We start from the raw sequence: 16,879 nt of genomic DNA, 5'->3' as shown, positions 1-16,879 counted from the left end.
CTGCCGATAGTCACGTGCTCGGCGCCTATCTGCACGGTGTGTTCGACCACCCGCAGGCATTGGCCGCATTGCTGGCGTGGGCGGATCTGGCGCAGGCCGCGCCACTGGGTCTTGTCGCGTTGCGCGAAGCCAGCCTCGATCGTCTGGCCGACGCCGTGCACACGCCCCTGGACACTGCCGCACTGACACGCCTCATCGGCAAGGAGCCGGCATGCAGCAATTGATTCTTGGCGGTGCCCGTTCGGGCAAGAGCGCACTGGCCGAGCGCATCGCTGCAGCCTCCGGGCGGGCGCTGACGTATCTGGCCACCGCGCAATCCTTCGACGAGGAGATGCATCGGCGCATTGCCCATCACCGTAACCAACGCCCGCCGCATTGGCAGTGCGTGGAAGAGCCTGTCGCGCTGGCGGCCAGCTTGCAGGTGCATGCCGGGCCGGATCGCTGCGTGCTGGTGGACTGCCTCACGCTATGGCTGAGCAATCTGCTTGGCCACCCGGATGCGGGCGTGTTCGCGCGCGAGCGCGATGCGCTGCTGGCAACGCTGCTGCAGTTGCCGGGGCAGATCCTGCTGGTCAGCAACGAGGTGGGACAGGGCATGGTGCCGCTGGGCGAACTCAGGCGTCGTTTTGTCGATGAAGCTGGCTGGTTGCATCAGGTATTGGCGCTACAGTGCGATCGCGTGGTGTTTGTGGTGGCAGGCTTGCCGATGGTGTTGAAGGGAGAACGCATGTGAATAGCGATTGGATAGTGGGTGCCTGCGCCGTGCCGGACGCGCGCACGCGCTCTGCTGCGCTGGCGCGGCAGGAACAACTCACCAAACCGCCGGGTGCATTGGGCCGGCTGGAACACCTGGCGGTGCAATTGGCGGCCTGGCAACGCACCGAACGCCCCGAAGTGCAGCGGGTCTGGATCGCGGTGTATGCCGCCGACCATGGTGTGGCCGCCGAAGGCGTGTCGGCATTTCCGCAGGCGGTCACCGGCGAAATGGTGCGCAATTTTGCGCGCGGTGGCGCGGCCATTGCGGTGCTGGCGCGCGAGTTGGGCGCGCGGCTGGAAGTGGTGAATCTGGGCGTGGTCAACGACCCCGGCGACCTGCCGCGGGTGCGGCGCGCCTGGATTGCGCCGTCCACTGCCAATATCTGCGAGCAGCCCGCGATGACGGCGACGCAACTGCGCGATGCGCTCGCCGCCGGTGCCGACAGCATCGCGCAGGCCAGGAGTTGCGGCACGCAGCTGTTTGTCGGCGGCGAAATGGGCATTGGCAACACCACCGCCGCCGCGGCGCTGGGCTGTGCACTGCTGTCGCAGTTTCCGCAGGCGCTGGCGGGCGCAGGCACTGGCCTGGATGCCGAAGGCATCGCGCACAAGGCCACCGTGATCGCGCGCGCGCTGGCCTTGCATGCCGATGCGTCCACCCCGCTGGAGCGGCTGCGCCGGCTGGGTGGATTCGAAATCGCTGCGTTGGTCGGTGCGTATATCGCCGCCGCGCAGACCGGCATTCCGGTGTTGGTGGATGGCTTCATCGCCACGGCGGCGGCACTGGTGGCCACGCGCCTGAATCCCGGTGTGCGCGAGTGGTTGTTGTTCGGGCATCGCTCGCAGGAACGTGGGCATGCAGCGCTGCTGCGCGCCCTGGATGCCGAACCGCTGCTGCAGCTGGACCTGCGCCTGGGCGAAGCCAGCGGCGCGGCGGTGGCGATCCCGCTGCTGCGCAGCGCCTGCGCCCTGCACAACGGCATGGCCACCTTCGCCGAAGCCGGGGTGTCGGACGCATGAGCGTCCAGATCACCTTGTTGCGGCATGGCGATACCGGGCAACGCAGCTATCGCGGCCAGCTCGACGATCCACTGACCGAGCTTGGTCGGCAGCAACTGCGCACCGCCACTGCAGGTGGCGTGTGGGATGCAGTGGTGGCATCCACGTTGCAGCGCTGCGCGGCATTCGCGTCCGAGCTGGCACAAGCGCGTACCATCCCGCTGCAGTTGGACCCGCGCCTGCGCGAATATCACTTCGGCCGCTGGCAGGGCGTGCCGGTCGCCGACATCGACCGCGATGAAGGCGAAGCGCTGGGCCGCTTCTGGGCCGACCCGGTACGTCATCCGCCGCCGCAAGCCGAACCGTTCGTAGAGTTCTGCACGCGCTTGTCTGCGGCACTCGACGCCATCGTGGTGCGCTATCCGGCGCAACGGGTGCTGGTGGTCACCCACGGCGGCGTCATCCGCGCGCTGCGCTGCATGGTCGACGCGCGCTCCTTCGGCAGCATGACCGAGCTTGCCGTGCCGCATGCCTCGCTGCACCCGCTGGCCTGGCCACCAGCCACAGCGAACCCGGCATCAGCGGCTATGACGTCCAGCGCCGGATGATCGACGGCTTGCTTGCCGCGGTCGGGTTTCTGACCCGCATCCCGGTACCCGGCTGGGTATTCGCCCGGCCGGGTGGGCAGGCGTGCTCGCTGCCCTGGTATCCGCTGGTCGGCATGCTGATCTGCGCGGTGTTGAGTGCGTTGGCGTGGTGCCTGCGCGATGCGGCGCCGCTGCTGGGGCGCACGGCGCTGGTGGCTGCATTCCTGACCACGCCTTACGTGCGTGCCGGCGGGCTTGGCAGTGGCTTGGTCGGCAGTGCGCGCGCGTGCTTGCTGCTGTCGTTGCTGCTCGGCATCGCTTGCGTCTTCGCTGCCGGACTCGCTTGCGGCACGCTCGCCTGCGCGCTTGCGGCCGTGGTGTTCTTGCTGTGGCGTCGCGCCTGCCTGCAGCGCCTGGGCGGCATGACCGGCGATACCTGCGGTGCGTTGGTGGAGGTGAGCGAAACTGCAGTGCTGGTGGCGTTGGCGCTGCAAGCGAGCTGAAATCTGCGGACAAGGCGCTTGCGCTATGGTCAGGCGGAAGCGACTGCTGATTGCGTCGGCAGGAATCGATGCCGTGCTACGGATCTTGCGTACCTCGCGAGCTCGCCGGCGGCACGCACGCAGTACTGTGTCATGTCGTGAATCATGCGGGTCTGGAAGAGGCGCTCGGCCAATCGCTCGCAGCTTGGCTCCCGGACAGCGGTGACGCACGGCGCGACGTACCGCTGCATTCCCGCTATCTCGGCGACCCAGACACCGTCGCCGAAGCGGCGTTGCGTGCAGACATCCGGGTGCCGGTGCAAGCGTGCTGCAAGGTCGTTTCACCAACGTCATTCATCGCTGGCAGAAACACCCTCTGCGGCGGCGGGTGCATCAGGAACTGCTGGTGCGAAATATTCCACGCATAGGCGCCGGCCAGTGGGAAGGCCAGGCAATCGCCGGGTGCGAGCGCGGCCACCGGTTGCTGGCGCGCCAGCACGTCCTTGGGCGTACACAGCTGGCCGACCAGGGTGACCGGCGTGTCGCTGATCACCGGAGCGCGGGTGCCGCGCAACACACGGAACGGATGATCGTGGCCTTGCGCGGCCGGAGTGCGGAAGTGATGGGTGCCACCGCGGGCGATCGCAAACCAGTTGCCGTGGCTGCGCTTTAGATCGAGCACCTCCATCAGATACCAGCCGCAGCTGGCACTGACGTACCGCCCGGGCTCCAGGCGCAGGCGCAGATCTGTCCCGTGCTCGCGCAGCAAGCCAGGCAAACCGGCACAGAAGCCGGCCCAATCGAATGACGACGCCGGCGCCAGATAGTCCACGCCGAAGCCACCGCCGGCATTCACGCGCAGGGGGGGCAGCGCATAGGTCTGCCTCCATTGCTGCACAGTGCGCAGGTAAGCGGCGACCAGATGCAGCTGCGCGGCGGCGTCGCGTTGATGCGACATCAGATGAAAATGGAAGCCTTGCAGACGCAGCGACGGACTTGCCCGCAGCCGCTGCATCGCCGCCTCCAGATCGCACGGATCCAGACCGAATGGCGAGGGCTGCCCGCCCATCATCAAGTGCGTGCGTTGCGCACCGGGCACGGCAATATTCATCCGCAGAAACACCGGCACGCAGCGGCCGGCATGCGCTGCGATCGCCGCCAGCCGTTCGAGCTCGCTCAGGCTCTCCACATGCACGGTGCAGTCCGGCAGGGCGACCGCCTGGGCGAGCTCGGTATCGAGTTTCCCCGGGCCACCGAACAACAACGGCGCTTGCGGTTGCTGTGCATGCAGCCAGGCCAGCTCGCCACCGGAGGCGGCCTCGAAGCCATCCACATGGGCTGCTAGCGTGCGCAGGATCGGTGGCTCCGCATTGGCCTTGGCCGCGTAGAACAGCTCGCACTGCGCTGGCAGCTGTGCACGCATCCAGGCCGCATGCGCGTCCAATGCCGCCAGATCGTAGACATACGCACAGATCGGGCCATCGCAGCGCTCGCGCAGCTGCGGCAAGGCCGCACGCACCGCAGCGGCGTCGATGTGCAGACTCATGCCGCCACCTGCCGCGCCGTCGTGATGCGGGGGATTGGATTCGGCAGCGCGGTGTAGTCGGACTGGCGGTCGGCGCGCTGCCACAACCGTGTACCCAGATTGTTTTTCCCGGGCAGTGGTGCGCCATCGATCAGTCCCTGCAACGCCGCTTGCACGCCGTGGCGTCGTTGCCAGCGCACGGCGATCTCGCCCACGCAGTGCCACAGGTGTGCTTCCAGCGCGGCATCGCCTTCGGTGAGATGAAAGATCGCCTCGGCCAGGTTGTTGACCAGCGCGCAATACGCCACCCGGTTCCAGCCCTGTTCGGGCGTGTAGTACAGCGATTGCCGTGCACGCTCACCCACGCCGTGCAGGCGTGCGGCAGGCCAGTGATGGGCGAGCAGCTTGGTGCCCTCCAGGTCGCGGATCCAGACGCGCGTCGGCCAGCCGTCGGTAAAGCCAATCACGGTGTTCTGCAGGTGCGGCTCCAGCGCGATGCCGTGCTGGAACAGTGCGCTCCACACCCCCTCCAGCAGTAGTCCGGCATAGGCGCGAAACCAGAGCGCTGTCGCCGTTTGGCGGTCCATCTGCGTGCTGCCCAGCGCCTGCAAGCGTGCGGCGCACACGTGACTGCCCTGCGCATCGCAGGTGAACAAGGCCGCAGCCACCTGCGGTTGCCAACGGGCACGCTGGGCGGCGGGAATGGTGTGCCGATACAGAATGCCGAAGCTCTCCGACAAGGCGCGCGCCGCCAGCGGGTCGGCGTCGTGCAGTGCGGGGTCGACCTGGGCGATGTCCAATGAGGTGGCCGCCGGCTCCAGCATCACATCGAAACCCGGCACCTGCGCGGCCAGGGCGCGCCAGCTCGGGGCCAGCAGCTCGGTGAGCGCAACCGCACTTTCCAGCTCGTACCAGGCGTTCTTGCGCACGCAGTTGGTGAGCCGCACATGCACCGAACACTTGAGGAAATAGTCCAGTTCCGGGTGATACAGCGTGCGCACCGACGAGGTCGGCCGCACGGCATCGCCCAACGGGCCGACCGGCGTGATCATGCCGCGGGCCTGCAAGTTACGCAGCAAGGGGGCATCGAGCAGCCGCTGTGCTTCCCATGGATGGCAGGGGTAGAGTGCGTCGCTGCCGGACAATTGCTTCAAGGTGGCGCGTACATCGCGCCCCTGCATGCGTAGCAGGCGCGGGTCGATGCGGAACCAGAACAGCTGGAACGCTGCGCGCGCTTCCGGCGCGCAGGCCAGCACCTGGTCCAGATCCACGCCTTCGCGGCTCTTGGGCGTCGGGTGCAGTGCGTGCCCCCACAGCATCGATTGTTCTGCGTCGATCATCGCCTCGCCGGTGGCGGCGGTGGCTTGCGCCTGCCGCAACAACGCAGCGGTGACTGCCACGCTGTTGGCGCTTTGCGCGAGCAGCTCCGGATTGACTGCCTGCGTGCTGCCCAACGCGCGTAACAGGCAGCGTGCCAGTGCATCCGCATCCAGGCAATGCCACGGCTTGCCGGCACTCTTGAGAAACGGCGTGGAGGCGAACCGGCAGCGGCCCAGGCGATCGGCATAGGCAATCCGCACGCACAGCGCGCCGGTCTCGCCCAGATCGATGCGTAGCCAGCGGTGCTCGGCCACGCGCGGGCCGGGGCGATCCAATCCGCGATAGTCGAACGCCACGGCGCGCTGCGGAATCGCAAATTCGCGCAGATAGCAATTCAACCAGCAGCTGCACGCCTGCGCGTCGGCCATGCTGTCGTACCAGGGGTCATGCATCGTGTGCGGCGACATCGGCAGTTCTCTTCGAAGGGAAGCACACCAGAACGGTGAACGTAGCAGCGGCCGCTGCAAGCGCGCCCGCCAGGAAAGGGGTAGCGGGGCCGGACGCCTGCGCCAATGCACCGGCAGCGGCACCGGCGAGCACACCGGCCCATTTACCGCAGGCATCGAAGCGGCCGAACAGGCGCCCGGCGCCTTGCCCGTTGGCAATGCGTGCCAGGCTGCGGTTGAGCCCACGCAAGCCGAACAACATGCCGACGCCGAACAACAGCCGTGCTGCCGCCAGTGCGACGGCATCGTGCAACAGCGCCTGCCACAGGCAGGCCAGCGCGAACAACGCCAGACCCCACACCAGCCACGTTTCGCCATCGCCGCGTCGCCACCACGGCAGCACCACCAGATAGACCAGATGCGGCAGGCTGTAGAGCAGGCCGGCAAGCGCATCGTGGCCGGCGCCGCGCGCAAGCGCGTAGGGGATGAAGTAGGGAAACGTCACCACCATCGCGAAACAGAACAAAAACTGGGCGAGCAGCAAGGCCGGCCACAACGGCGCTGTGATCTTTGGCGACGCCGCGGACGATGAGGCTGTCTGCGTCGAAGACGTCGAAGCGTTGCCCGCAGGGTGTGGCCGCGCGGCTGGCTGATCGGCCGGCAACCGCCAGGTCAACGCAAACGCGATCAACGGCAGCAACGCCAGTGCGCGATACAGCGATTGCGCCGGGCCCAGCGCCAGTGCGAGGCCCAGCAACGCAGGCGCGCTCACCATGGCGAGGCGCGCCGAATACTGCGTCCAGTCCAACGCACGCGCCAACGGGCCGGCCTGCGGCTGGCTCGCCAGATACGCGTTGGCTGCCGCCAGCGAGCCACCGCAGGTGCCTTGTACCATCAGGCCGATCACCAGCCAGGTCAGCGACGGCGCGAAGCCGGCCATCGCAAAGCCCAGCGCCAGCCCCAGCTGGGCGCGCAGCAGCGAGCGCTTGCGTCCATAGCGGTCGGCCAAGCGCCCCCAGGTGCTCGCCGTCAACGCCGTGCAGAGCGTGGGAAGCACATACAGCACGCCGCTCCAGCCCACCGCGGCCGATGGCGCAAGTTCGGCCAAGACCTGGGGCAGAAACAGCGGCATGCCTAGTGCCGTGAATGCCGCCAGATAATGCGCAGCCAGCACCGGGCCAAGGATGCGCCTCATCGCTGCGCGCCCGTTTGCTTGCGCGGCATCTGCTGCGCGTCAGCGAACGCATCGCCGAATGGATTGGGCGCGCTGTTGCCGTAGAACTTGTTGATGTCGGTGGCGCCGGTCAGCTGCTTGCTGAGCAGGCTGCCGGCACTGAGCAGGTACTTCACCGGTAGCCTTGGCATAGCCCACAGGCGCCGCGCCGGGCCGGTATCGATGCCGTCGTGTTCCAGTTGCGCCAGCGTCGAAGCGAACTGGGCCTGCAACTGTGCATACAACGGCGCGCGCAGCGCGGGCTGCCATTCGGCCAGGCCTTCCAGCACCGCCTGCAGGTCCAGCTGCAACACGATGGTGCAGAACATCTGCGCCAATGCCTGTGGATCGTCCACTGCAATCCGCGCATCCTGCAGCGTGCCCAATGCATCCACCTCCGGCAGCGCTGCACGCAACTGCGGCAGTGCGATCCGCGCGGCATCGTTGTCTTTCATCAACAGGCGCGCTGGCCTGCCGTCGGCATATACCAGCACGCTGTTCTGCTGGTTGGCTTCCAGTGCGATGCCGTAACGCAGCCACAGGCGCAGATGCACGGCAAGCAGCAGCTCGATGTAGTCGCGCCACCACTGCTGCACATCGTCGTGCGCAAAACGCTCCGCCAGATGGATCGCCATCGGGCGGCCATCGGGCATCAGCGCGCCTAGCGCCGCTACGGGTACCAGCGTGGCATCGTCCAGCGCCGGGTAACGCCGCACCAGATAGGCCAGATGCCGCGTCTGACCGACATGCCCGCCGTGCGATTCATCGACGAACACGCAGCGCCCTTGCAGCGCAGGATCGATCGCATCGATATGGCGCAATGCGCGCTCCAGCCAATGCCCGTCGTACAGCGTGGACGGTTTGATCAGACGCAGATTCAGTGCGCCCAGCGTACGCATCGGGATGGGGAGCTTGAGATGCAGTTGCGGATGGTGCAGCGGCACCAGCGTGCGCACCGACAGTGTCGGACGCACGTCCAGCCAGGGCTGCGGCGCGCGCAGCACGCCCTCGGGTAGCGCGAAACCCTCCTGCTCCAATCGCTCCCACACCAGCGGATGCACCGGCCAGGCAACATGCGTGGCGGCCAGCTCGGCCGGCAGGCTCAGGCTTTCGAAATCCGGCCATAGCTCGGCCGGCGGGGCGTTGCTGCATTGTGCAAACGCCTGTGGAATCGCCAGCCAGCGCAGCGCGAAGGTGGGTGCGAATTCCGGTGCGTAGTGGCGGAGTTCGTTCGCATCCAGCCCGGCCTTGGCGCGGGCAGTGGGGTAGAACGGATGGTCGCGGTAGCTGGCCAACTGGTCGCAGCGGTATGCGCGCTCGGCGGCATCGGGGTGCTGCAGCGCATTGAGTAATGCCGGTGCCTGCGCGCGGTACGCCTGCCGCGCCAGCCCGCGATGCGCAGCGGCGCAATCGGCTTCGTCGGCGTAGGCGTGATGCAGTCGTTGCGTTTCGGCATCGAGTTCGGCGCTCATCCGCTGCAGCCACGCCGGTGCACCACGTTCGACATGTATGCCGTCGGCATTCTGCACGATCCAGCTGTCGCCGCAGGCGCCGATGTCTTGCAGCACGCCCTGCCGATGGATCGGTAGCCACACCGTGCCGTCGGGCAAGTGGGCGATGCACCACCAGCCTTCCACCGGGCTGGGGTCGGTCCACGTCGCCAGCACGCCGGCATCCGGTGTTGCGGCACTGCCGCGTGTGGCAATCCCACGCAGGTCTTCGCGCAGGCAGGCATCGATGATGCGGGTGGCGATATACGCTTGGTCGGCTGCGCTGCTCATGCGTGCAGCTCGGCGCCATCGATGCGCCACTGCAGGCCGGCTTCGGCCTGCACCACGGCCTGTTGCAGCGCCTGTGCATCGCTGGCCAGTGCGCTCAGCACACCCAGGTAATCCTTGTTGGAATGGCTCAGGCGGATGCGCTCGCCCGGTACGCGCATCCGCCGATACTGCACATCGCTGTGCGCATCGTGATGGCGGCGGTCTTCGCTGGCGGTGATCAATTCGCCATCGTGCTCGGCCACGTAATAGCGCAGCAATGCATGTGCACGCGCGCTGCGCAGTTGCGGCAATGGCAGGCCCAGATGCGGTGCCAGCGCGGCGTTGAACCATTGCCTGGAAAACATCTCGTCGAGCAGAAATTCGCGACGGTCGCCGATGCTGCGGTAATTGATCTCCACCAGCACCGGTCCATCGGCGGTGAGAATGAATTCGCTATGGCACAACCCCAAGCCGACACCGAACGCACGTAGTTGTTGCAGCGCCTGCGCGACCGCCGGCGTGTCCACATCGGCATCCCATTGCGCTTCGCATTCGACGAAATGCGGCGGTGGCGACACCCGGACCTTGAAGCCGCCGATGGCGTGCAGGGCGTTGCCATCGCCCAGCGTCTCCAGCGTAAACAGCGCACCTTCCAGCATGCTTTCCAGCAGCACGGTGCGCTGCGGGTGGCGCTGCCACACATCGTCCAGATAGGCCTGCAATTGCGTGGCGTCGGCGCAGTGGCGCACATCCAGGCTCGCGACGCCTTCGCGCGGTTTGGCCACCACCGGCCACGGCATCTGCGCCGGCAGCGCGGCGCCCGGCGCCAGTGTGCAGAACCATGGGCAGGGCAGGTCGTGTGCACGCAGGCGTTGGCGCATCGCGGCCTTGTTCTTGGCGGCGTAGCACACCTGCCAGTCCTTACCCGGCAGGCCCAGCGCTGCGGCCACCAGCGCGGTGCTGGTCTGCAGATGGTCGCTATTGCTGAACACCGCGCGCGGCGCGATGTCGGCATCGTGCAGGACATCGAGCACACCGAGCGGATTGAACACATCGCATTCGATCACCCGCTGCGGCGCATGCGCGGGATGCTCACGGAAATAGGCCAGATGATCGAGCCGGTGATCCGTCAGCAACCACACCGGCAGGCCCCGCGCGTGCGCGGCCGGGAGAAAGCCTTCGGTGATGGCCGGATGGCAGACATGGGTGAGGATCACCAACGGTGCAGCGGATGTCGCAGTCATGGCAGCTCTCGTTCAACAGGACGGTGGGAAAACCGGTACTGAAACGGGCTGCCTGGCGCCGTCGTGGCGTTGGGTGGCCTGCGATACGTCGATCGCATGCCGCGTGCTGCGGCAGTGATGCGTGCCTCATGCACGCCGTGTTGTCTGAGGCGGTCGCCAGCGCGACCGCCGGTGCTCTCAGGCGCGACCAACGCCCCTGTGCGTCGGTCGTGTGCAGCAGCCTAGTGATGCAGGCTTAAAACGTGTATTCCAGCCCGGCGGTGACGGTCCGTGCCGGTGCGGCCTGACGCCCCCACGGGCTGGTATCGACACCGCGGAACCAGTATTGCCGGTCGAACAGATTGTTGATCGCCAACGATGCGCTGAATTTTTGCCCATCGCGTTCGAACAGGGTGTGGCTCACCTGCGTATTCCACACCAGATAGGCCGGCAACTGGCCCACTGAAGCGATGGCATTTTCTTGCACGGTGTTGGCTGCGTCGCTGAAGGCCTTGCTGAAGTAATAGCCGGAAAGCGCGACAGTGGTGTGACCGAGCGCGTAGGTGCCGCCCAGGGTGATCTGGTTACGCGAGGTATAAGGCACGCGGAAGCCACGGAATGCGCCCGATTCCTGGCTCGCATCCAGATAGGCATAGCTGGCATTGAGGGTGAGCGCACGCAGTTGCTCCGGGCTCCATTGCAGTTCCAGCTCGCCACCCTGGTGGCGGGTCTTGCCCAGGTTGCGGAACACGCGCGTGGTGTTGTCCAGCTGAATCTGCTGATCGAAATCGATCAGATAACCGCCCAATTGGATGCGGGTGCGCTCATTGGGCTGGTAGCGCGTACCGGCCTCGTAATTCCATGCCAGCTCGGCGTCCAGGTTGTTGCCGAAGATGATCTGGGTGACCTGCGGCGCGCGCATCGAGCGCTGCCCGTCGGCATAGAAAAACCACTGTTCGTTGGCCTGGAAGCCCAGTGTCAGCCCCGGCAAGACATCGCGGGTCTGGTTGAGCGTGCTGACGCCGGTGGCACGGTTGAAGTAACGCGAATCCAGACGCTCGTAGCGCAAGCCCGGTGTCATCGTGACGCGCTCGTCGGGCAGGGTGATCGCGTTGCTGACGTACGCGGCCAACGCGCGGTCTTCGAACTGCCAATCGCGCACGCTGGTGAATAACCCGTCGCGCAGACGCAGATTGCCGACCAGGAAATCGATGTCCTCGCGTACCGCGCGCACCCCAGCGGTCCACTGCTGACGCACGCCACCGGTATCGCCCATGGTCCAGCTCAAACGCGGCTCGCTGCCGACCACGCGGAAGTCGCGCGGCGCGGTCTGACGCAATTGTGGCGGCAGGTCGGAACGCCAGGTTTCGGTAGAGGCCTGACGCATGCCGACAATGAAGTTACGGCTGCTGCGCGCGCTGAAGTTGGTCCAATCCAGGCGGACGTTCTGCATCGGGCCCCAATCGCCCAACAGCTGTTCGTAGCTCAGCGACGCGCGCGTGGTGCGGCCATTGAAACTGTCCAGCGGTCGCGTGGACTGGCGCGGGACGCGCTGGTAGTCGGTCGGGCTGAGCGCGCCGGCCAGATCCATGTCGACCAGATAACGCTGCACGCTGGCCTTGAGCAGCTTGGTGTCGTCCAGCCACCACTCCGCGCGCACGCGCAGATTGCTGATGTCGGTGTCGCTGTGTGCGCGCCAGTATTCGCCCCAGGTGCGGTTGGCATCGACCTGCAGGCCGAAGTTGTCGGTGAGATAGCCGCCGCCGCTGAGCGCGCTGTCGTACAGGAACTGGCCGGCGCCACCGGCGGTGACCTTCTGCGCCAGCGTGGTGCTCCACACGTTCGGGATCTCCTTGCTGACCAGGTTGATCACCCCACCCACGTTGTTCGGCCCGTACTGCACGGCCGCGCCGCCACGTACGATGTCGATGCGGTCGATCTGGTTCAACCCCACCGGGAACAACGACAGGCTGGTCTGGCCGTACGGCGCGAGTGCCAGCGCAATGCCGTCTTCCAGCACCTGCACGCGACCACTGCGGCTTTCGTACAGCCCGCGCAGCATCAGCTGCGGCAAGGCGCCGGTGCCGGTTTCATCGAAGATCTTGATGCCCGGCACGCGTTGCAGGGCATCGTCCAGCGAACGGTTGCCGCCGTTGCGCAGCTGCTCGCGGTCGATGACCTGGCGGCTGCCTGCGTAACGTTGCACATCGTCGGGTTTGGAGTGCCCGAGCAGGCTGCCTTGCACCTGGATCGCATCCAGCGCACGGATCGACGTTTCGCTACCGACGGCATCAACGGCATCGGTCGCCGCTGTGTCGGTTGCGTACGCCAGCCGCGGCATGGGCAGCGTGATCGCTGCGATGGCGATGACCAGGGCGTGGAAACGGAACGTCGACATCTACGGCGTGCTCCTGCAGGCGGTTGGTGAAGTGGGGGCGGAAAAACTGGCCAGATGGCCGCGCAATGCACGTTGAATCAGCGCGCGGTCCTCGCCGGCCAGCAGCCAGCGCAGTTCCGGTTGCTGCAGCCAATGCGCGCGTTGCGCATCGGTGCGTGGGTTGGGGCAGAACGGGACGTTGGCGGCAACGCAGTGCGCATGCAGTTGCAGCAGTCGTTCCCACACCTGCGGGTGGGTGGGCTGCGGGCCCAGGCCCAGATCCAACGCAAGATCCAGCGCGCCTTCCATCACCAGGGCCACGCCGGGCACCTCAAGAATGTGCGGAAGTGCGGCAACCCCGGCGGCACTTTCGATCATCGGCACGATGCGGATGTCGGCATTGGCCTGCGCGATGTAGGTGGGCAGATCGACAGTGCCGAAGCCGGTGACACGGCCGCCGGTGATGCCGCGCCGGCCCAGCGGCGGAAAGCGTGCCGCGGCGATCGCGTCGGCGATCTGCGCCGCAGACTCGGCGCGCGGAATCACGATCCCGCGCGCGCCGGCATCCAGCACCCGGCCGATCAGTTTTTCGTCCACCTCTGGCACGCGGACCCAGGCCTCGCAGCCGGACAGCTCGCAGGCACGGATGGCATGTTCCAGCGCTTCGGGCGCACGCAGCACATGCTCCAGATCGAGCACCACGAACCCATAGCCGATGCGGCCTAGCAATTCGCTAAGCTGCACGCTGGGCAATGCGTTGAGAATGCCGACTGCAACCGCCATGCAAGAGGCCGCCAAGGAAACGGGCGCTCATCCTGCGCTTGATGGGAATGATTATCAAGTCTGTCTGGTGGCGGTTCCCTTCTCCGGTGGTGTTTCGAGCAACGTGCGGGCAGGCTCAATGCCTGAACACGGGAATCGCCGCACAGCCTTGCTGGCGCCGAGGAATCGTCCCGCGCACGGCGTGCACGCGCGCGTGGGACGTCTGTGGAAGTGAGTGCGAAGCGGCCTGTGACGCGGTGAGGCAAGGCGCGCAACGCTGGATCGGCGCGGCATCGGCCGGTTCCGCAAGCAGTTGTCTTCAGCGCACGTCACGTGCACCGCGCGGTTTGCCCTGGCGCCAGCCAAGCCCGCGCCACGCGATACCCGCTCCACAACGCTGACGACCAACGCATCTCCTGTCGACGGGCATGACACGCTCCAGACTGCGGCAGACCGCTACCGCGCTACCCTGAGCAACTTGCCCGGCGGTAGGCTGTCCTTCCGTTTCCACAGGTGGCTCCATGGCTGTGCGACCTTCTTGCATCCCGCAGCACCGTGCAGCGCTCCCGCTGCTGCTGTGCGCCGCCTTCGCCAACTTTCTGATTGGATGTTCGCGCATGAACGCGCCTGTCAACGATCCATCAGGTATCCACCTGATCGGCAATATTCCCGTTGATGCCGATAACACCGTGCATATCGATACCCGCAAGCCGATTCCATTTGCTGATCATGCGTTCGGGGCAATGTGTTATGACACCTATGGTTGCAAGGTGCTGTATGACGGCAGGTACAAAGCCCACGATCCAGACGATGTCAAACAAATATCATCAGCGTCAGTGGGAGATGGTTACCCTGGTAACCTTGACGCTGGTACTATCGGCATACGCAATTTCCCGCACTTTTCGCCCCCCGCCGAGGTGACTTGGCGCTCCAAGGATGGTCAGTCTCATCACGCCCTGGTCGATCTCGAGGCCATCTTCAAGAATAAGGTAGTACTGCACCACGTCCCACAGGATCAGCTGCCGCCGATCCTGCAGGCCGATATCTCTCCGCACATTATCCTGGAAGTGAACGACCGCACCATCAATGTATATATGAAGGCGATGGTGCAGACGACCGTGCTGCAGAAGCCAGGTAACCAGTACAGCGATTTCCGCAACGACCTGATCCTCGCTTACACCAAGACCTACTGACGGCGTCTTCGCCCGGGAGCACGTAATGGCTAACGGTCGTGATACTGCAAAGACATGGGTCGATGGTATTGAGGCCTATCCGGCGACTGCGCAGGATTTGTCTGCCTATGAACATAGCCGCCATGCTTTGGCGCAGTTCAAGGCGCCAACGCTGGTGGGCTAGCAGTACCCGCACACGCGCTTGTTCGTGGCCTGCTTTGATGGCACCGGCAACGACAAGTACAAAGATCCTGAGCACATCACCAATATCGGCGTCATGTACGATCAATTGCAGGCTGCTAAAAAATCAGGCATTCGCAATATCGGGGGCTACTACGTCCCCGGTGTGGGGACGCAGGACAGTGCTGCGGAACGTACCTTAGACGGTATCGCTGGCTACAGCTACGGGCCACGGATGGAGAAGATGTAGTTGGAGCTCGTCAACCAAGCCAAACAATGGCGAGACGAGGACCCCAAAGCAGAGATCAGTATTGTCTCCACAGGCTTCAGCCGAGACGCGGTCACTGCCGCCATGTTCACCCGCATGGTGCACGAGCGCGGCATCCAGAATCGGCAGACATGAAGATCGAGCGTGGCCAAGACGGCGAAATCCTCAAACTCACCCCCACCCGTCCGCCGTTAGTACCACCCGGTCGCACCGCGCAGGCAGTGGGCTTGCTGGACCCGGTGGCCACTGGCGACATGAACCTGCGCGACACGCGGCTGCCGCCCTCGGTGGTGTCGGGCCTGCAACTCACCGCCCGCGACGAACGCCGCGATACCTTTCCGGTCAAGGACATCATCGATCCCGGCCGCACCCCTGATGGTCGCCTGCTCAATCTGGTCAATCCGGGCGCGCATTCGGATATCGGCGGTTCCTACCTGCTCGATGGTCTGTCGGTACGCAACGGCAACCTGCTCACCGATTACGTCAATAGCCTCAGCGACAAGCCGTTCCTGCAACCGCGCACGGTGTCCTCTGCGCCGGAAATGAACGTCATCCACCGCTCCGAACAGCACCAGTCCTTCTACACCACCGGCATGGCGACCGTGCTGGGCCAGCGTGTGCATGTGAAGGACCTGGCGGGTAGCGCGCTCAGCTTCAACCGTACCGATGCCGAAGACCTGGATACCGGGTTGCGCACACAGTTCCCCATGCGCCCGGTGGCGGTGTCGCCGGAACGCAGCGATCCCTCGGTGCCCGCGTTCGCGCTGCACAATGGTGCGGCCCACGCACCAGGCTGGCAGCAGCAGATGCATCAAATGCAGCATGAGCGCGAGCGCAGCCATGCGCCGCAGCAGTGGCAGGTGCCGATGAAGGCCGATGCGCAGCAGGCGCCTGCTGCGGCCGACAAACCGCCATCCTTGCATGACGACCCGCACGCAATCCTGGACCGCATTTTGGCTGCCGGACAGAACGGCGACCGCGATCAATTCCGTCAGATGACGCAGATCCTGGCCAACGAACCACCTGGCCGCGCGTTGCGCGCCGAATCCATCGAGGCGGTGAACCAGCAGGAGCAGCATGCAGCCCAGCAGGCGATGCAGCAGCAACAACAACAGCAAGAAACGATGCGCATCGGTGGGCGCAGCATGTAATGCTCATCAGCAGAAGGCAGGATGCACGATGAATGCGAATGACCCGCTGACGTTGGTCGGCAAGACCGCCTCGCTCATGGAGCAGTTCGAGCGCCGATGCAGTGAGATAGAACAACAGCAGCGCCGCGTGGCGCAGCAGTTGGAGCAGGTGGCGCAATCGTTGCCAAGCGTGATGACGCGTTCGGCCGAACAGACATTGCAGCGCGTGCCCGACACGTTGATTCGCAGCATCCAGCAGGGGCTGGACCAACCTGTCGCCGGTTTCGAAAAGCGGCTACAACATGCCGGTGGCTTGATCGGCGAAGGCGCGCAGTCGTTGTCCAGTCAACTCAAGCGCATCGAGCGCGGGCAGCGCCTGCTGTTGTGGAAAGGTGCTGCGGTCGTCCTGGGAGGTCTGCTGCTGGTGTTGGGCGGCGGCGCGTGGTTGTGTTGACCCAGTATCGCCATGAGATCCGCGACAATCAGTTGCGCGCCGAACTGCTACGTGCCTACAACGGCGCCGACGTCATGCTATGTGGCGACCGCTTATGCGCGAACGTGGACACCAAAGTCGCCGCTTACGGCGATCGTCGTCAGTATCGACCGGTCAAGCCACGCTGACACCGGAGGCGACTGTCGTGTGTCGTGGTGACCGCCTCGTGGCGAGGCAATTCGCGTA

16 protein-coding genes and 3 pseudogenes are annotated in these 16,879 nt (G+C 65.6%); 12 read left to right on the top strand and 7 right to left on the bottom strand.

The window, feature by feature from the left end:
• Window positions 1-5 precede the first annotated feature (5 nt).
• The 6 genes and pseudogenes from XBLMG947_RS21245 to XBLMG947_RS21240 form a co-directional block, all read left to right on the top strand.
• Window positions 6-224: pseudogene (locus XBLMG947_RS21245) on the top strand (cobyric acid synthase); the annotation flags it as partial.
• The gene (cobU, locus tag XBLMG947_RS06810; protein WP_065467145.1) at window positions 212-733 is read left to right on the top strand and encodes a bifunctional adenosylcobinamide kinase/adenosylcobinamide-phosphate guanylyltransferase; all 522 of its coding nucleotides are present in this window, start codon (window positions 212-214) and stop codon (window positions 731-733) included. The pseudogene XBLMG947_RS21245 and the gene cobU, both read left to right, overlap by 13 nt.
• On the top strand, window positions 730-1,776 hold the full coding sequence (gene cobT / locus XBLMG947_RS06805) for a nicotinate-nucleotide--dimethylbenzimidazole phosphoribosyltransferase (protein WP_065467143.1): 1,047 nt from the start codon (window positions 730-732) through the stop codon (window positions 1,774-1,776). The genes cobU and cobT overlap by 4 nt, the downstream gene beginning before the upstream one ends.
• On the top strand, window positions 1,773-2,363 hold the full coding sequence (locus XBLMG947_RS06800; RefSeq protein ID WP_065467141.1) for a histidine phosphatase family protein: 591 nt from the start codon (window positions 1,773-1,775) through the stop codon (window positions 2,361-2,363). The genes cobT and XBLMG947_RS06800 overlap by 4 nt, the downstream gene beginning before the upstream one ends.
• On the top strand, window positions 2,360-2,845 hold the full coding sequence (locus XBLMG947_RS06795) for an adenosylcobinamide-GDP ribazoletransferase (RefSeq protein ID WP_065467140.1): 486 nt from the start codon (window positions 2,360-2,362) through the stop codon (window positions 2,843-2,845). The genes XBLMG947_RS06800 and XBLMG947_RS06795 overlap by 4 nt, the downstream gene beginning before the upstream one ends.
• Before the next feature lie 68 nt (window positions 2,846-2,913).
• Window positions 2,914-3,084: pseudogene (locus tag XBLMG947_RS21240) on the top strand (hypothetical protein); the annotation flags it as partial.
• Here the strand turns inward: XBLMG947_RS21240 and XBLMG947_RS06785 are convergent.
• The 7 genes from XBLMG947_RS06785 to XBLMG947_RS06755 form a co-directional block, all read right to left on the bottom strand.
• The gene (locus XBLMG947_RS06785; RefSeq protein ID WP_065467137.1) at window positions 3,081-4,370 is read right to left on the bottom strand and encodes a type III PLP-dependent enzyme; all 1,290 of its coding nucleotides are present in this window, start codon (window positions 4,368-4,370) and stop codon (window positions 3,081-3,083) included. The pseudogene XBLMG947_RS21240 and the gene XBLMG947_RS06785 overlap by 4 nt on opposite strands.
• Window positions 4,367-6,136, bottom strand: coding sequence for an IucA/IucC family protein (locus XBLMG947_RS06780; protein WP_065467135.1), 1,770 nt, complete (start codon window positions 6,134-6,136; stop codon window positions 4,367-4,369). Before XBLMG947_RS06780 ends, XBLMG947_RS06785 begins: the two co-directional genes overlap by 4 nt.
• The gene (locus XBLMG947_RS06775; protein WP_065467133.1) at window positions 6,114-7,310 is read right to left on the bottom strand and encodes an MFS transporter; all 1,197 of its coding nucleotides are present in this window, start codon (window positions 7,308-7,310) and stop codon (window positions 6,114-6,116) included. Before XBLMG947_RS06775 ends, XBLMG947_RS06780 begins: the two co-directional genes overlap by 23 nt.
• Window positions 7,307-9,109: an IucA/IucC family protein gene (locus tag XBLMG947_RS06770; RefSeq protein WP_065467132.1), complete on the bottom strand. Its 1,803-nt coding sequence runs from the start codon at window positions 9,107-9,109 to the stop codon at window positions 7,307-7,309. Before XBLMG947_RS06770 ends, XBLMG947_RS06775 begins: the two co-directional genes overlap by 4 nt.
• Window positions 9,106-10,332 (bottom strand): ATP-grasp domain-containing protein, encoded by a 1,227-nt coding sequence (locus tag XBLMG947_RS06765; RefSeq protein ID WP_065467131.1) that lies wholly within the window; start codon window positions 10,330-10,332, stop codon window positions 9,106-9,108. The genes XBLMG947_RS06770 and XBLMG947_RS06765 overlap by 4 nt, the downstream gene beginning before the upstream one ends.
• Window positions 10,333-10,567: 235 nt before the next feature.
• Window positions 10,568-12,709 carry a TonB-dependent receptor family protein gene (locus XBLMG947_RS06760; protein ID WP_065467128.1) on the bottom strand — a complete coding sequence of 714 codons (2,142 nt, stop codon included), beginning with the start codon at window positions 12,707-12,709 and terminating at the stop codon, window positions 10,568-10,570.
• Window positions 12,710-13,471, bottom strand: coding sequence for an HpcH/HpaI aldolase family protein (locus XBLMG947_RS06755; RefSeq protein WP_065467126.1), 762 nt, complete (start codon window positions 13,469-13,471; stop codon window positions 12,710-12,712).
• 596 nt (window positions 13,472-14,067) lie between these two features.
• Here XBLMG947_RS06755 and XBLMG947_RS06750 point away from each other — a divergent pair.
• From XBLMG947_RS06750 to XBLMG947_RS06735, 6 genes and pseudogenes are all read left to right on the top strand, one after another.
• Window positions 14,068-14,643 (top strand): hypothetical protein, encoded by a 576-nt coding sequence (locus XBLMG947_RS06750; protein WP_065467217.1) that lies wholly within the window; start codon window positions 14,068-14,070, stop codon window positions 14,641-14,643.
• A 25-nt stretch (window positions 14,644-14,668) separates the two neighbouring features.
• Window positions 14,669-14,806 (top strand): hypothetical protein, encoded by a 138-nt coding sequence (locus XBLMG947_RS23530; protein WP_245228114.1) that lies wholly within the window; start codon window positions 14,669-14,671, stop codon window positions 14,804-14,806.
• Between the two features lie 24 nt (window positions 14,807-14,830).
• The gene (locus tag XBLMG947_RS23525) at window positions 14,831-15,052 is read left to right on the top strand and encodes a phospholipase effector Tle1 domain-containing protein (RefSeq protein ID WP_245228112.1); all 222 of its coding nucleotides are present in this window, start codon (window positions 14,831-14,833) and stop codon (window positions 15,050-15,052) included.
• On the top strand, window positions 15,053-15,205 hold the full coding sequence (locus XBLMG947_RS23150; RefSeq protein WP_167352007.1) for a hypothetical protein: 153 nt from the start codon (window positions 15,053-15,055) through the stop codon (window positions 15,203-15,205).
• Window positions 15,202-16,221 (top strand): DUF2235 domain-containing protein, encoded by a 1,020-nt coding sequence (locus XBLMG947_RS24020; RefSeq protein WP_306345525.1) that lies wholly within the window; start codon window positions 15,202-15,204, stop codon window positions 16,219-16,221. The genes XBLMG947_RS23150 and XBLMG947_RS24020 overlap by 4 nt, the downstream gene beginning before the upstream one ends.
• A gap of 28 nt (window positions 16,222-16,249) precedes the next feature.
• Window positions 16,250-16,821 (top strand): annotated as a pseudogene (locus XBLMG947_RS06735) (relaxation protein).
• Window positions 16,822-16,879 lie beyond the last annotated feature (58 nt).

Origin of the sequence: Xanthomonas bromi, from assembly GCF_900092025.1 — a bacterium.
In the GTDB taxonomy this organism is placed as follows: domain Bacteria; phylum Pseudomonadota; class Gammaproteobacteria; order Xanthomonadales; family Xanthomonadaceae; genus Xanthomonas; species Xanthomonas bromi.
The sequence above is the reverse complement of the archived record's forward strand: the minus strand, read 5'-3'. Positions and strand labels throughout refer to the sequence as shown.